Here is a 14,623-nt window from a genome sequence, read left to right on the forward strand (position 1 = left end):
GCCGCCGGCCGGCTCAGTCGCCCTGGTAACGCTGTTCGCGCCAGGGGTCTCCGTACATGTGGTAGCCGGCCTCTTCCCAGAAGCCCGGCTCGTCCTGCTGGAGCATCTCGATGCCGTTGACCCACTTGGCCGATTTCCAGAAGTACAGGTGCGGGACGACCAGCCGGGCCGGGCCGCCGTGCTCGGGCGCGAGCGGCTCGCCGTCGAACTGGTACGCCACCCAGGCCTTGCCGTCGAGCAGGTCCTCCAGCGGCACGTTCGTCGTGTAGCCGCCGTAGCCGTGCACCATCGTGTAGTCGGCGGTGGTCTCGATGTTCTCGAACAGGGTGTCGATCGAGACGCCCCGCCAGGTGGTGCCGAGCTTGGACCACTTGGTGACGCAGTGGATGTCGACCGTGACGTCCTCGGCCGGCAGGGCCTGGAACTCCGCCCAGGACCAGCTGTGCTTGGCGCCGGTCTCGTCGGTGACCGTGAACTGCCAGCGGTCGAGCGGGATCCGCGGCGTCGGGCCGGCCGAGAGCACCGGGAAGTCATGGGTGAGGTACTGCCCGGGCGGAAGGTCGGGCTGCGAGGAGCGGCGCCGCCCGCCGAACCCGGGGGAGATGATGCTCATGTACTGCAGTAAACCCGATGATCATGAACGAGGACAGGCCTACCCGACGCTGAAGGTCGCGTTGCCGCCCGGCAGCTTGCGGCCGTTGTCGTCGTAGGCGGTCGCCTTGCCGACCTTGCTGGCCGGTTTGACCTTGTTCAAGGGGAACCAGAACAGCACGATCGACCGGTCCTCGCTCCAGGTGGCCTGTTCTGCCCGGACTGTCCGCCCGTCCGCGGTCACGGTGATCTTCGCCGCATCGCCGACGTAGTAGCCGAAGGCCGGGCTGGGCTTGTCGTCGACGACCATCGCCATCTCCAGGGCGTGGAAGCCCGGGGCCCGGTCCGAGCCCTCCACCTCGTTGTTGACGACGTCGACCACGAGCTGACCGGCGGTGGTGCGCCAGCCGGTGGCGATCCCGATGCTGGTGTCCGGCAGGGCGGGGTCGTCGAGCCGTTGCATCCACAGCAGCCGGTCCAGCCCGTCGGCCTTGATCCCGGTCTCGACGACGTCGCCGAACGCGTCGCCGGTGATCGGTTCGTCGGGATCCTCCAGGACCGCGGTGGCCGACGGCTCAGCGGTCCTGGCCGGCGCGGCACTCGACGGCTGACCGGCCGCGGCGATCCCCGGCTGCGACGTCTCCGGCCGGACCAGCTGGAAACCGCCCACGAGCAGGACCAGCACCGCCACCCCCGAGGCGGCGCCCACCGTGGCCCGGCGCCGGCGGCGCAACCGGCCACCGGCGGACATCACGGCGGCCAGGTCGAGCGACTTGGGTTCGAAGTCCGGCGTCGAGTTCATGGCGTCTCTCAGCTCGTCGAGGTTGTTCATGGGCGTACTCCGCTTTCCGCGCGCCGGGGTGCCGGGATGGAGACCCGCAGTTTGGCCAGCGCCCGTGAGTTGAGGCTCTTGACCGTGCCGAGGGAAAGGTTGAGCTCGCGGGCCACGTCCACCTCGGTGGCGTCGAAGAAGTGCCGCAGCACGACGACGGTGCGCTCGCGGGGGGACAGCGTCTGCAGCGCGCCGATCAGCCAGCGGCGCCGGGTCACCTCGTCGGCCATGTCCCGGGGCACGGGTCGTTCGGGGAGCTCCTCGGTCGCGTACTCGCGGATCGGGCGGCGCCACTGGTCCGTGACCAGGTTGGCCAGGACCGTGCGGGCGTACGCGTACGGGTCCTTGCGGCGCACCCGGCCCCAGGCCGCGTACACCCGGACCAGGGCGGCCTGGGCCGCGTCCTCGGCCTGATGCCGGTCACCGGTCAACAGGTACGCGGCGCGTTGCAGCCGGGCCGAGTTCGCCTGCGCGAACTCGACGAACTCATCGTCGCCTCTCACTCCCACGACGGCCAAGACGGGTCAGGGCCCGGAAAGGTTGCAGCAACCTTTTTCCGGGCCGGGCCGTCTCGGTCTGCGTCATGCACCATCCGCACATCCTGATGGAGTCGCGCAATGGGACTGTCCCGCCGATCGATCCTCGCCGTTGCCGTGACCGGCACCGCCGCCGCCATGGTGGTCACCGGAGCCGTGGCCGCCGGCGCCTCGCAGCGCAAGCCCGCACCGAGGCCGGTCGTCACCGCGTCGGCCCCGGCCTCGGCTGCTCCGGAGCCCGCGGCCGAGCCCGCCCACCAGCAGCTCGGTGACGTGGTCGACGCCGGATACCGCGCCGAGGACGGGGCCTGGGTGCTCTACGCGGTGGCCATCAAGGAGAAGGAGCTGCCCGGTACGCGGTTCGGCGTGATGGCCGGGCTGCGGCGCGGTGACGGCAGGATCACCGATGTCGTCGTCGCCAACGAGACCGAGGGATCGGACCGGGCGCCCGGCTTCCACGCCGTGCAGGGCGGCATGGAGGTCGACGGCCGGCCGTCGCCGTCGTTCGGCTACTACGCGGGTGCCGCCGCGAAGATCACCGCGCGGATCGGTGGCCGTACCGTCACCGCCCGGCAGGCCCCGTGGAGTGAGGACAACGCGGTCAAGTTCTTCTGGTTCGACCCGGCCGCGGGCATGGTCAGCGACCTGAAGGCGTACGACAGCAAGGGCCGCGCCCTGCCCGCCGGCCACAACAGCGTCGGAGTGGGTTAGTCCCAGGCGGCCCGGACCCGCTCGATCACCTCGGCGGCCTGCGCGCGCCCGGCCCGGGCCGCGGGCGCGCGCCGCGAGGGATCGAGCGGGTTGCGGCCGATCGCCGTCAGCGCCGCGTCGGTCGGGCTGACGACCGCGGTACGCACACCCGGCCCCAGCGCGGCAGCCTGCGCGGCGGGCCGGTCCGCGCGCCGGGCGGCCGCGGTGACCGGGGCGACCACCACCACCCGCTCGTAGCCGCGGGCCAGGTCGACGTTGGCGACCGACCGCACGCCGCCGTCGACGTAACGCCGGTCGCCGACGGTCATCGGCGGCCACACCAGCGGCACCGCGCAACTGGCGGCGACCGCGTCGATCAGTGACGCGCCGCTCGCGCTGTCGAAGACCTTGACCGCGCCCGTCCGCGCCTCGACCGCGGGAATGAGCAGCCGGGCGGCGGGCCAGTCGTCCCGCTTGACCCGGGAGGCGATGGCCGTGCGCCGGGCCGCCTCGGGCACCGTGCGCGCCTTGAGGGCGGCTCGGCCCAGCCGCGCCCGGCCGCGGGCCCGGTCGCCGGGCCAGACCGAGGCGAGCACGAAGCCGAGCAGCACCCGGGCCCCGATGACCGCGTCGGCGTCGCCGGTGGTGTCGGCCAGCTCGTGCTCGTACAGGGCGTCGATGCCGGTGCCGCTGGTGAGCTGGGCCGCCACGACCGAGCCGGCCGACGTGCCGACGAACAGGTCGGCGGTGCTGAGGTCGACGCCCTGCTCGGCGAGCCCGTGCAGCAGACCGATCTCCCAGGCGACGCCGGTGACGCCACCACCGCCGAGCACCAATGCGCGTTTCTCCATGCGATCTCTCTACTACCGGCACGGGGTTTGTGCCACCGGCGGCCCGGCCCTCGGTGGTCATCGAGGACGACCACGACGGCGAGCGAGCTTGCTGATTTTAGACCGCTATGTCCGTATCAGGTGGGATGATGGAGCTTCGGGGCCTGCCCCCGCGAGACCGCGGGGCCGGCCCAGTCGAGACCCGCAAAGGACTTTCCGCATGCGTGACGAATGGGACGACGACCACGACGACGAGCACGGCGACGACGAGGCTGCGGCGCTGCGCGACCGGCGCCGCAGGCGGGCGCTGATCGCGGTGACCGGCCTGGCGGTCCTCGGCGCCGGAGCGTTCCTGGTGACCGCCCAGGTGACCGACGACGGTGCGACGACGAGAGACCCGGTGGCGCTGGTGCCGGTGACGCCGGCTGTGACGCCCGCGGAATCCGTCCCCTCGGCGGTGCCGTCCTCCGTGGCCCCTTCTTCGGCGATCCCGGCGTCCTCGTCCCCGTCGGCCGCGGCCGACGCGAAGGCGGTCGCCAAGGAGATCGCCGAGGCGCGGGCGGCGGCAGCCGAGGACGGCGTGCCGTTGAAGAAGCCGGTGAAGGCGGAGGGTGACAGTGCCGCCGCGGCCGCGGCGAAGGTGGTGAACACCGGATCGCTCCGCAAGGATCGCGCGACGCTGCGGATCGTGTCCGCCCGCACCGATCTGACCGGTCAGCGCGAACTCGCCCTGGTGGCCGACGGGGGCGAGCCGGTCGGGAATGCCTTCTGCAGCCAGAACATCAAGGCGCACGCCGGGGCCGAGGTGGAGACGAACCGGAATCTGCTGATCTGCTGGCGGGTCAGCGCGCAGAAGAGCGTCTACACCCTGGCGGTCGACCTGGACGGGAACCCGTCCGAGGGGGAGAGCGTGGCGGCCATCGACCGTGAGTGGCAAGCCCTCGGGTGACCGGACCGGAGCGCGTATCCAACGGTCTTCATCACTCTGTGCATCCAAATGATTACATTTCGCTACGCTTCCCAGCGAGACGGCCCGACGACGATGGTTCATCCGAGCGCACGGGCCCACCCAATCCAGCGATGCGGTCCATCGTGACCGTAGGAGGACCTCGCATGAGCAAGTCCCTATCCACCAAACGACCCCGGCTGGCGCGTGCCGGGTTCGTGACAGGAGCGGTTGCCGCCCTCCTGTTGAGCACCATCCACGCCGCGTCGGCCGCTCCGGCCGCCGTCGCCTCGCCGACCACCGGCCCGGTCGGTGGCGGCAACACGGTCACCATCACCCTGGCGAGCTTCGTCAACACGGCGACCGTCATCGGGGCCCGGTTGCAGCCCGGCAGCGCGACCGCCTGCGCTACCTACGGCACGCCGACGACCACCAACCTCGCCGCGGCCGCCACGAAGACGGACGCCAACACCGTCACCGTCACGATTCCCGCGACCGTGACGCTCGGCACCTACCGGATCTGTGTCTACGGCCTCGCGTCGGGCTCGCTGCTCGCCACCACGGCGGCGATCGCCCAGGCCGACTACACCGTCGTCGCAGATGTCCCGGTGCTGAGCCCGCTCACCGGCCCGGCCGGTGGCGGTAACGTCATCACCGCCACGGGAACGGCGCCGTACCTCACCGGCACCACCACGCCGGCTGTGCTGTTCTCCACGGCCACCTGCCCGGCGACGTACGCGACGCCGGACGCCACCAAGATTGTGGCGACCACCACCCGGACCGACTCGGTGGCCTCGATCACCGTGCCGTCTACGGCCGTGGCTCCCAACACCTACTACGTGTGCGTCTACAAGGGCAACGTGGTCGGCACCAGTGCGCTGATCGGTGGCAGCTCCACCACCTACACCCCGGGTGCGCCCGAGGTGACGCTGAGCGGGACCACCGGCCCGAACGCGGGCGGTAACACCCTCACGACGACGGCGGCCGCCTTCGGCGATCTCACCGCGACCGCGCTGGGTGTCAACTTCTCCATCGCCGCCTGTGAGACGACCTACGAGGACACCGGCTCCGCCGCGTCCCTGGCTGGTCCCGCGACCCGCACCGGCACCACTGTCACCTTCACGGTGCCCAGCGGTGTGCTGGCCCCGGCCCAGTACAACGTCTGCATCTACAACGGTGCCACCGACGAGACCAGCGCGCTGGTCGCGGCCGGCAAGGACAAGTACAGCGTCACGCTGCCGGACGTCACCACCAGCCCGAACGTGGGGGCCACGGCCACCACCAAGACGATCACGCTCACGTCGACCAGCCCTCTCCTGAGCGGCGTCACCGCGCCCGGAGTGACCTTCTCCGTCGCGGCCTGCCCCTCGAACTACACGACCACGGGCAGCAACTTCGTGGGCACGACTCCGAAGCGGATCACCGACACGATCGGCTCGGTCGTCGTACCGGCCACCGTGGTGCTGGCCGGCGGGGCCACCACCACCGCCTACAACGTGTGCCTGTACAACGGCACGACGCCTGGTGACAGCATCCTGCTCGCCAACGCCGGCACCTACACGGTCGCGGCGCAGTTCGACGTCGCCAACGACCCGATCAACCTGGACGGCGGTCCGGCTCAGGGCGGCACGCTGATCACCGTCACCGGCACGGGCTTCCCGACCGGGGCGAACGCCATCACCGCCAGCCTCGGTGGTGCGCCGCTGCGCAACATCAAGCGCACCGGCGGCACCACGTTCACCGGTGTCACCTCGGCGCACGCCCCGGGCATGGTGGGGCTCAGCGTGACCACCGCGGCGGGCACGATCATCCGGCCGAACGCGTTCGAGTACTCCTACGGCATCACGGTCCAGCCGAACACCGCCCCGAGCGACACCGAGCGCGACATCTACGTCACCGGTGCGGGCTTCCTGGACCTGGACTTCGCCGAGGCGGGCGAACCGTCGGCCAACAGCGAGGCGCACGTCTACCTCGTCGACGGCGTGTACGACGCCACCGACACCACGGCGACCGAGAAGGACAACCCGCCGATCGCGGAGTGCGAGGCGGCTCTGGTGCTCAGTGACACCGCGCTGCTCTGCACGCTCAACCTGAAGGACAAGCTGATCCCGGCGACGGGTCTCCAGGTCGGCGGCGGTGGCACTCCGGTGCCGGACGGCGTCTACACCGTCACCGTGGTGAACACCGGTCTGGCTGCGGCTGCGGCTACCACCGCGTCGCTGACCATCAGCCAGTCGATCCTGACCAGTGGTTCCACCTTCACGGTGTCCGACTACTGATCCGTACCACGTGACCCTCAACAGACAGCGCACGAAAGCGATGGCCCGGAGCGAGAGCTCCGGGCCATCGCCGGCATTCAGCCCAGCCGTTGCCATTGTCTGTCGATCGCGGCCACGCTGTCCTGCGGCGACGGCTTGCCCTTCGGCTTGACCGCGAGCGTGTAGACGCTCTTCCGCGCGCTGGTACGCCAGCAGATCAGCAGCGTCGGATGCTGGACGGGCCTGGCGTCCACGCTGAGCCGGATCGTGTCGCTGCACCGGGCCGCGCCGACCGCCTTGCCCGGATCGGCCACCCAGCCCAGCTCCCGGTAGCCGGTGAGGTCCGCCCGCGCGGACACCACCTTGAGGGTGCCCCCGTCCTGCCCCGAGGTCGTCGTCGTGACATCGGCCGGTGCGCTCGCCGACGGCAACGGCCGCAGCACGCCGGGGCCCTTCTTCGCCGACGCGGATCTGATGGCCGCCACCCGTTCGTTGACCTCTTCCGAGGGTGGCGTCGTGGTGGGAGCCGGGCCGGCCACGATGGTGGCACTGTTCGGCACCGCGGGATCCTCGTCGGTCTGCGCGGCGATCACCGCGCCCAGGCCCACGAGGGACAGCAGTCCGGCCGCACCGATCACGGCCTGGCGACGGGCGATGCGCATGAGAGTGTCCTGTCTAGCTCCGGAACAGCGATCGGTAGACCGCCGCTGACTTCGGGTTCTTCAGGCAGGCCGCGTCCGTACGGAACAGGCTCGACTGCACCCCGCCGTCCCCGCAGTCCGAGAAGTAGGCCTCGTACGCCAGCTGTGACGCGTGCGCTGCGAACCACTGGTGCATCCACGTCACGAACGGCGGGTTCTCCTTGCCGGCGTCGCCGGTCGGCACCACGCCCCACTCGCCCACCGAGAACGGCTTGCCGCGCTGCCGGGCGAAGTCGTACAGCCAGGTCAGGCCCTCCGGGTCGGTCGCGGCCTTGTCGAACGCAGCCTTGGAAGGTGACCACGGGTAGTGGTCGTAGTTGTCGATGCCGATGATGTCCACGTACTCGTCGCCCGGGTAGCAGTTGGTGCTCACCCCGCCGCAGGTCCCCGCCGGGGTGTTGTGGGCGTTGATCGTCCAGTCCAGCAGCACGTCCGGGTTCGTCGCGCGGATGTTCGTCGCGGCGCGGCGGTAGCAGGCGATCCAGGTCTTCGGGTCGTCGGCGCGCCACGGGGACGTCTTCTCGTTGAACTCCCAGCCCAGGCGGACCACGGAGTCGCCGCGGCCGTACCGGGTCATCAGGGAGCCGAAGTTCTTCCAGTCCTGGTCGTGGTCGCCGGCCGCGCAGGCGGCCAGGTCGGCGCTCGCGCCGATCGGCACCAGGCCCTGGGACACGACCAGCATGCCGTCGAAGTCGGAGAACAGGTCGAAGGTCCAGCCCGAGCCCGCGGTCATCGCCGCCCACGACGTCCGGTCGGTGTAGGTCTGCGCGACGCGGCACGCCCGGCCCCGCGCGGTGCAGAACGCGTTGACGTGCGCCGTGTCGAACAGCGGGTCGCCGTTGACGCCCGACATCCCGTTGACGCCCGGCCAGGTGCCGTCCGCGCGGGGCAGCGCGATCAACGCCCGAGCCGAGCGGGGGCCGGCGGCCGCGGAGGCGGATGGTGCGGAGACGGACGGGACGGTCGAGGCCGACGGGACGGTTGAGGCCGACGGCGCCGGATCCCGGCGATCCTGCGCCAGGCCCACGGCGGTGGCCGCCAGCGCCATCAGGGCCGCCCCGGCCCCCAGCCACAGCCGCTTGCGGGGCGGTCGTTCGTCGGCCATCAGCGCGGACCTCCGGGGCGGTCGGAGCGTTTTGCCCTATTCTGGCAGGCTTAACGGGCGGCCGGGGCCGAGTCGCCCAACCCGCGGCGAGCGAGGATTGCCTTACCTAAAGAATGGTCGTCCTTATTTGTTCAATTCCGGCTGATACCTTTGTCTCTGCCCCGCGGAATGGTTTCCGGTGGTTTATGGTCGGCAGGGAGAAAAGGAGGCCCCACATGACTCAGATGATGGCCATGCCGCGCGTGCAGACCTGCACGGTCAGCGGATGCGGATACAACCACGACGGCTGCACGGCCTTCGCGATCACCATCGGCCGGGCCAGCTCGGAGTGCGACACGTTCATCGACACCGCCGACAAGGGCGGCATGGGCCAGGCGGAAGCCCAGGTCGGCGCCTGCAAGCGGAGCGAGTGCGTGCACAACACCGAGCTCGAGTGCCACGCACCGTCGATCATGGTGGGCGCCGGCGTGGACCGTGCCGACTGCCTGACATTCGAAGCGCGATAATTGAACCTCACCTGAGGCCATCACCGTTTCGCCGGTGGCGGCCTTTTCGCGGTCAGAAACAATTCCGGTCGCAGCTGAGTGCATGGTGCCGACCGTCGCTCCCGCCGAGGCCGGGCGCACGGATCCAGGCGCCTGGCGGCGCCTGAACGGATCCGCGCACCCTTCATTCTGCGTGAGTGGTTGACCCCGGGCCCGAGGCTGCGCTAGGTTCTTCTCAGATCGAGTTTTACTCAGGGTGAGAACGACGAGGGTGATGATGAGCGACGAGCGGGACTTTCTCGACAGCTATGACCCCGGGGCTTTCGCGCCGGTCGCGGTCACGGTCGATGTCGTCGCGCTGACCATCCGGGACGGGCGGCTGCATGTGCTGCTCGTCGAGCGGGGCGGGCATCCGTTCGCCGGTTGGCGGGCGCTGCCCGGTGGCTTCGTGCAGGACGAGACGCTCGATGCGGCCGCGTTGCGGGAGCTCGCCGAGGAGACCGGCCTGCGTCCCGGCGAGGGTGTGCTCGACCGGGTGCATCTCGAGCAGCTGCGCAGCTACGGCGACCCCGGCCGGGACCCCCGGATGCGCGTCGTCTCGGTGGCCTACCTGGCCTTCGCGCCGAGCCTGCCCGATCCGCGGGCGGGCGGCGACGCCTCGGGCGCGTTCTGGGTGCCGGTCGACGAGGCCGGGGAGCTGGCCTTCGACCACGCGGCGATCCTCTCCGACGGGCTGGACCGGGCCCGCGCCAAGCTGGAGTACACCCCGCTGGCCACCGCCTTCGTCGGCGCCGAGTTCACCGTCGCCGAGCTGCGCGCGGTCTACGCGGCGGTCTGGGGCGAGGAGCTGCACGCCGGCAACTTCCACCGCAAGGTGCTGTCGGTGCCCGGTTTCGTGGAGAGCACCGGTGAGACGGCCAGCCGGGCCGGGGAGCGTGGGGGTCCCAAGCCGCGCCTCTACCGGGCCGGCGACGCGCACCTGCTGCACCCGGCGCTGCTGCGGCCGACCCGTGAGGACGGTGTGCGGTGACGTTCGACGAGGCGGTGGCGGCCATCGGGCGGGCGGGCATGTTCGCCGAGCTCGTCGCCGCCTGTGCCCCACCGGCGGACTCCGGCTCCGGTGTTGCGGTTGTCGATGCCGGGCACGCGTACCGGATCCTGGTCAAGGTTGTGCATCCCGATGTCGCACCCGCGGGTCGCAGCCCGGCCGCGACGGCGGCCCTCGCCCGGCTGACCACGTTGTGGAGTGAGCGCGACGGCCGGCCGCTGACCACGAAGCGCGCCACCTATCGCGTCGGCGGGGTGGTCGCGACCGGGGACATCGCGCGGCTGCACGCGGTCGACGGCGACGCCGCGCTCCTCAAGCTGCCGCACCGGCCCGGTGACAACGACCTGATGCGGGCCGAGGCGGCCGCGCTGACCACGCTGGCGACCGACGGCGATCCGAGATTCCGCGCCTACGCGCCGCGGCTGCTGGAGAGCTTCACCCACGAGGACGCGGCGCGCGCCCGCCGCACCGCCAACGTCATCGCCCGGCAGCGCGGCTTCGTCCCGCTGTCCGAGGTGCACACCGCCTACCCGGCCGGCCTCGACCCGCGGGACGTCGCCTGGATGTGGCGGCGGCTGCTCACCGGCCTCGGCTGGGCCCACCGCGCCGGCCTGGTGCACGGCGCGGTCCTGCCGGAGCACGTGCTCATCCACCCGGCCGAGCACGGCCTGGTCCTCGTCGACTGGTGCTACTCGGTGCCGGCCGGCACGACAGTCCCGGCGCTGGTGGCCAAGCACCGCGCCGCCTATCCACCCGAGGTGACCGGCAAGCAGCCGGCCACCGCCGCCACCGACATCTTCATGGCGACCGGCTTGATGATGCGGCTCATCCACGACCCGCCGGCCGCGCTGCGGCGCTTCGCCCGCGGCTGCCGCTACGACAAGCCCCGCATGCGCCCGCAGGACGCCTGGCGCCTGCTGCGGGAGTTCGACGAGCTCCTCGAAGACCTGTACGGCCCCCGCCGTTTTCGCCCCTTCGCGATGCCGGCCTGACTCACAGGAGGAACAAAATGGGAAGCGGACGCTGGTCCACCGATGTCTACTCCGCCGCCGCCGGCTACCGGGCCGCGACCGGCACGAGCGCCTTCGCCTACAGCGACAGCGGGGCCCGCAAGGCCCACCCGGCGCTGGACCCGATGAACGTCGGCAAGCGGGAGAGCCGCGACAGCGACGAGCACCCGCACAGCACGCCGATCGCCGTCCTGTTCGACGTGACCGGCTCGATGGGCACCGTGCCGCGGGTGTTGCAGACCAAGCTGCCGCAACTGCTCGGCCTGCTGACCCGCAAGGGGTACGCCACCGACCCGCACGTCATGTTCGGGGCCATCGGCGACGCCACCTGTGACCGGGTGCCGTTGCAGATCGGGCAGTTCGAGTCGGACAACCGGATGGACGAGGACCTGGCCCGCATCGTGCTCGAGGGCGGGGGCGGCGGCCAGCGGCGCGAGTCGTACGAGCTGGCCATGTACTTCATGGCCCGGCACACCGACCTGGACTCGGTGGTCAAGCGCGGCCGCCGTGGCTACCTGTTCATCATCGGCGACGAGATGGCCTACCCGCAGATCAAGCCCAAGGAGGTGCAGCGGTTCGTCGGCGACAAGCTGCGCGAGCCGATCAGCACCGAGGCCATGCTGGCCGAGCTGCGCCGCAGCTTCGACGTCTACTACATCATGCCGACCGCGGCCGGCTGGGGCGGCGACGCGGAGATCCTCGGCTACTGGCGCAAGCTGCTCGGCCAGCACGTCATCGAGCTCGACGACCTCGACGCGGTCTGCGAGACCATCGCGCTGACCGTCGGCCTCGGCGAGGAGTCCATCGACCTCGACGCCGGCCTGGCCGACCTGGTCGAGGTCGGCTCGCCGGCCGGCCCGTCGGTGGGCAAGGCCCTGGCCCCGCTGGGCGCGGGCCGCGGCACGGTCGTTCGTTCCCCGCTGGAGCTGGGCGGCGCGGCAACGCCGGGCGGGAACGAACGGCTGTGAACGGCCCGGCGGGCCACGTCGCCGTGGTCGATCTCGGCTACGGCGACGCGGGCAAGGGCACGGTGGTGGACGCGCTCTGCGCTTCGGGCCCGGTCACCGCGGTGATCCGGTTCAACGGGGGAGCGCAGGCCGCCCACAACGTGGTCACCCCCGCCGGGCGGCACCACACGTTCGCGCAGTTCGGGGCGGGCACGCTGCACGGCGTGCCCACCCACCTGTCGCGTTTCGTGGTCGTCGACCCGCTGGCGCTGGCGGCCGAGGCGGCCGCACTGGGCAACCCGTTCCACCTGCTCACCGTCGACGGCGACGCGCTGCTCGCGACGCCCTGGCACCGGGCGGCGAACCAGGCCCGCGAGCGGCGCCGCGGCCGGTCCCGGCACGGTTCGTGCGGCATGGGGATCGGGCAGACCATGGAGTACGCCCTCAGCCACGCGGACGCCCCCCGGGTCGCGGACGTGTTGTCGCCCGCCCGGCTGCGCACCCGGCTGGCCGCCGTCCGCGACGCGCTGGGTGCCTTCGACGCGCCGCCGCTGGACGACGTCGTGGACGCCTTCCGGGCTTTCGGCCGGGCGGTGTCCATCGTGGACTCCGGTCACCTCGACCGGCTGCTGGCCCAGGGGCCGTGCGTCTTCGAGGGGGCGCAGGGGGTGCTGCTGGACGAGTGGCGGGGCTGGCACCCGTACACGACGTGGTCCACGACGACGTTCGACAACGTGGCGGCGCTGTGTCCCTCGTTCGAGCGGCTGGGGGTGGTGCGGACGTACACGACCCGGCACGGCGCGGGACCGTTCGTGACCGAGGCGCCGCTCGACCTGCCCGAGGCGCACAACGGCGTGGGGGAGTGGCAGGGCGCGTTCCGGGTCGGCCACTTCGACGCGGTCGCCCACCGGTACGCGGTCGAGGTGGCCGTCGGTGTCGACGCGCTCGCCGTCACCCACCTCGACGCGCCGCCCCGGGTCCCCGGCCTGCGCATCTGCACGTCGTACGACCTGGACGGCGCCCGCTGGGAGCGGATCGCCCCCGGCCCGCCCCGCGATCTGGGCCACCAGGCGGCGCTGACCGCGTTGCTCGACCGGGCCCGCCCCGGCGACCTGCACCGCCCCGCGGACTGGCCGGCCGCGATCAGTGACCTCTTGGGCGCGCCGGTGGTGCTGGAGTCGCGTGGCCCCAGGAGCACGGACAAGCGGCTCTCGTTCGCGGGTTTGGTCGGTCGCGCGGCCTGAGCCGCTCGCGCGGCCTGGCGAGCGCCGACGGAAAGCCGGTCGCCGCGAGCGTGTGCCGTATGGCCTGAAGCCGCGAGTCAGTAGCCGAGCGCGACGGCGTGCCCGTCGGTGGCCGGGTCGGTTGCGCGGTCAGGGTCGCCGTCGCCAGGTCCGTCCGCGAGATGGAGCTGCCGCCGCGCACGGTGTGGTCCAGCGCCGTGCGGTACGGCCTGGCCCCGCCGTCGGTCAGCCGGGGCGGACGCATGATCGTCCAGTCCAGACCGCTCGCCGCGACGATCCGGTCGGTGGCCACGAAATCGGTCCAGGCAGCGCGCAGGAGACGCCACAGGAGGGGCTTGACGATCCGGGCGGTCACGAAGCCGTCGTGGGAGTCCTCGATGTGGCCCGCCGCGGTCACCACCACCAGCCGCCGAACCCGGTCGCCCGCATCGCCTGGATGATCGACTCCGCGGCCGGCGCGCACACCGGCTCGTGGGCGCCCGGCCGGTGACCGAGCGCCGAGAGGACGACGTCCCGGCCGGCCACGGCGGGCTCGATCGCCGCCGGGTCCATGACGTCGGCTCGGACGACCTCCACGCCGGCGGGAAAGCCGGCGGCCGAGCGCACGACGGCAGTCTCCGACCGCACCATCCTCGCCGCCCACACCGACGGGCTGCGCAAACACGGCCTGGGTCCGCACAAGGTCAACGAGGCCGTCGCGGGATATCTGCGGGCGGAGGCGCAAGCGGGCCGCATCCGGGCCGACGCCGACCTGTACGCGGCCGCGGGACTGCTGGCCGGAGCCTGCATGCAGCACGCCTTCCTCGGGCACATGGGCTGGGTGGACCGCCGTGACGACGAAGCCGCCGCGCGGTCGTTCGCCCGTACGGTGATCGCGGGTCTGCGCGGCGAGTAGTCACCCCAGGCTGCGCCGGATCGCGGCCTCGGCCGCCGCCCAGGTCGGGGTGTGCTCGACCCAGTCCGGTGGCGGGGTGCGCTGCGGCCCGAAGAGGTAGCGGTGCGGCACGACGCCGCGCAGCGCCCGGTGCACGTCGAGCTTGTCGTCGACGAAGTGGGTGATCCCCAGCTGGGCACAGTGGACCGCCTTGTCCGGCCGTCTCAGGCAGAAGCGCAGGTGGTCGCCGGGGACGCCGGTCCGGGCGGCGAAGTCGTGGTGGTCGAGCCACTGGCGGGTGTGGCGCTGGACGCGTTCGCCGCACTTGGAGATCAGCCACACCTGCCCGAAGAGCGGGACCAGCCGGGCCAGCGTGTCGATGGCCGCGGGCACGGCCGGCGTCGCGAGCATCCGCGCCGTGTCCCCGCTGAAGAACTGGGTGTCGTGGCCGCCCGGGGCGCCGCCGCCGATGATGACCCGGCCGATGTCGACGCCGAGCCTGAGGTGTTGTGTCGTCATGAGTTCA

16 protein-coding genes and 1 pseudogene are annotated in these 14,623 nt (G+C 71.9%); 9 read left to right on the forward strand and 8 right to left on the reverse strand.

Translation table 11 applies throughout. The features are described 5' to 3' along the window. Nucleotides 1–13: 13 nt before the first annotated feature. Genes ACWEOZ_RS01660 through ACWEOZ_RS01670 form a run of 3 tightly spaced genes read right to left on the reverse strand, consistent with a single transcriptional unit; the run spans nt 14 to nt 1,926 of the window. Complete coding sequence (locus tag ACWEOZ_RS01660) at nt 14–613, reverse strand: sulfite oxidase-like oxidoreductase (RefSeq protein ID WP_360553122.1); 600 nt, start codon at nt 611–613, stop codon at nt 14–16. Nucleotides 614–652: 39 nt separating this feature from the next. Beyond that, nucleotides 653–1,423: a hypothetical protein gene (locus ACWEOZ_RS01665; protein ID WP_451908841.1), complete on the reverse strand. Its 771-nt coding sequence runs from the start codon at nt 1,421–1,423 to the stop codon at nt 653–655. Continuing rightward, nucleotides 1,420–1,926, reverse strand: coding sequence for a SigE family RNA polymerase sigma factor (locus ACWEOZ_RS01670; protein WP_451908842.1), 507 nt, complete (start codon nt 1,924–1,926; stop codon nt 1,420–1,422). The genes ACWEOZ_RS01665 and ACWEOZ_RS01670 overlap by 4 nt, the downstream gene beginning before the upstream one ends. Nucleotides 1,927–2,040: 114 nt before the next feature. Between ACWEOZ_RS01670 and ACWEOZ_RS01675 the strand changes: the two genes are divergently transcribed. Further along, nucleotides 2,041–2,670, forward strand: a complete 630-nt coding sequence (locus ACWEOZ_RS01675) for a hypothetical protein (protein WP_451908843.1) — start codon at nt 2,041–2,043, stop codon at nt 2,668–2,670. On the opposite strand, the gene ACWEOZ_RS01680 is transcribed toward ACWEOZ_RS01675, so the two are convergent. Continuing rightward, nucleotides 2,667–3,500, reverse strand: a complete 834-nt coding sequence (locus tag ACWEOZ_RS01680) for a patatin-like phospholipase family protein (RefSeq protein WP_451908844.1) — start codon at nt 3,498–3,500, stop codon at nt 2,667–2,669. The two genes, ACWEOZ_RS01675 and ACWEOZ_RS01680, sit on opposite strands and share 4 nt — an antisense overlap. Before the next feature lie 199 nt (nt 3,501–3,699). Between ACWEOZ_RS01680 and ACWEOZ_RS01685 the strand changes: the two genes are divergently transcribed. Together ACWEOZ_RS01685 and ACWEOZ_RS01690 are read left to right on the forward strand one after the other, a co-directional pair. Continuing rightward, nucleotides 3,700–4,428 (forward strand): hypothetical protein, encoded by a 729-nt coding sequence (locus ACWEOZ_RS01685; RefSeq protein WP_451908845.1) that lies wholly within the window; start codon nt 3,700–3,702, stop codon nt 4,426–4,428. 164 nt (nt 4,429–4,592) lie between these two features. After that, nucleotides 4,593–6,704 (forward strand): IPT/TIG domain-containing protein, encoded by a 2,112-nt coding sequence (locus tag ACWEOZ_RS01690; RefSeq protein WP_451908846.1) that lies wholly within the window; start codon nt 4,593–4,595, stop codon nt 6,702–6,704. A gap of 77 nt (nt 6,705–6,781) precedes the next feature. Here the strand turns inward: ACWEOZ_RS01690 and ACWEOZ_RS01695 are convergent, their stop codons facing one another. Both ACWEOZ_RS01695 and ACWEOZ_RS01700 read right to left on the reverse strand, forming a co-directional pair. After that, nucleotides 6,782–7,345 carry a hypothetical protein gene (locus ACWEOZ_RS01695; protein WP_451908847.1) on the reverse strand — a complete coding sequence of 188 codons (564 nt, stop codon included), beginning with the start codon at nt 7,343–7,345 and terminating at the stop codon, nt 6,782–6,784. A gap of 13 nt (nt 7,346–7,358) precedes the next feature. Continuing rightward, entirely contained in the window at nt 7,359–8,489 is a 1,131-nt protein-coding gene (locus ACWEOZ_RS01700) for a glycoside hydrolase family 26 protein (RefSeq protein WP_451908848.1), read from the reverse strand. Between the two features lie 215 nt (nt 8,490–8,704). Between ACWEOZ_RS01700 and ACWEOZ_RS01705 the strand changes: the two genes are divergently transcribed. From ACWEOZ_RS01705 to ACWEOZ_RS01725, 5 genes are all read left to right on the forward strand, one after another. Continuing rightward, nucleotides 8,705–8,995 (forward strand): DUF1540 domain-containing protein, encoded by a 291-nt coding sequence (locus tag ACWEOZ_RS01705; protein ID WP_360553132.1) that lies wholly within the window; start codon nt 8,705–8,707, stop codon nt 8,993–8,995. A 256-nt stretch (nt 8,996–9,251) separates the two neighbouring features. Then, nucleotides 9,252–10,004 carry an NUDIX hydrolase gene (locus ACWEOZ_RS01710; protein WP_451908849.1) on the forward strand — a complete coding sequence of 251 codons (753 nt, stop codon included), beginning with the start codon at nt 9,252–9,254 and terminating at the stop codon, nt 10,002–10,004. After that, nucleotides 10,001–11,014: a molecular chaperone DnaJ gene (locus ACWEOZ_RS01715; protein WP_451908850.1), complete on the forward strand. Its 1,014-nt coding sequence runs from the start codon at nt 10,001–10,003 to the stop codon at nt 11,012–11,014. The genes ACWEOZ_RS01710 and ACWEOZ_RS01715 overlap by 4 nt, the downstream gene beginning before the upstream one ends. A gap of 17 nt (nt 11,015–11,031) precedes the next feature. Next, nucleotides 11,032–12,000, forward strand: coding sequence for a hypothetical protein (locus ACWEOZ_RS01720; protein ID WP_451908851.1), 969 nt, complete (start codon nt 11,032–11,034; stop codon nt 11,998–12,000). Then, complete coding sequence (locus ACWEOZ_RS01725; RefSeq protein WP_451908852.1) at nt 11,997–13,223, forward strand: adenylosuccinate synthetase; 1,227 nt, start codon at nt 11,997–11,999, stop codon at nt 13,221–13,223. Before ACWEOZ_RS01720 ends, ACWEOZ_RS01725 begins: the two co-directional genes overlap by 4 nt. On the opposite strand, the pseudogene ACWEOZ_RS01730 reads toward ACWEOZ_RS01725, so the two are convergent. After that, a pseudogene (locus ACWEOZ_RS01730) lies at nt 13,123–13,853 on the reverse strand (NAD(P)-dependent oxidoreductase). The gene ACWEOZ_RS01725 and the pseudogene ACWEOZ_RS01730 sit on opposite strands and share 101 nt — an antisense overlap. Here ACWEOZ_RS01730 and ACWEOZ_RS01735 point away from each other — a divergent pair. Next, a complete protein-coding gene (locus ACWEOZ_RS01735) occupies nt 13,774–14,118 on the forward strand; it encodes a TetR/AcrR family transcriptional regulator C-terminal domain-containing protein (protein WP_451908853.1) in 345 nt (114 codons plus the stop codon). The pseudogene ACWEOZ_RS01730 and the gene ACWEOZ_RS01735 overlap by 80 nt on opposite strands. Here ACWEOZ_RS01735 and ACWEOZ_RS01740 read toward each other — a convergent pair whose 3' ends face one another. After that, nucleotides 14,119–14,616 carry a hypothetical protein gene (locus ACWEOZ_RS01740; protein ID WP_451908854.1) on the reverse strand — a complete coding sequence of 166 codons (498 nt, stop codon included), beginning with the start codon at nt 14,614–14,616 and terminating at the stop codon, nt 14,119–14,121. Nucleotides 14,617–14,623: the final 7 nt, after the last annotated feature.

This window comes from Actinoplanes sp. NPDC004185, from assembly GCF_053603475.1.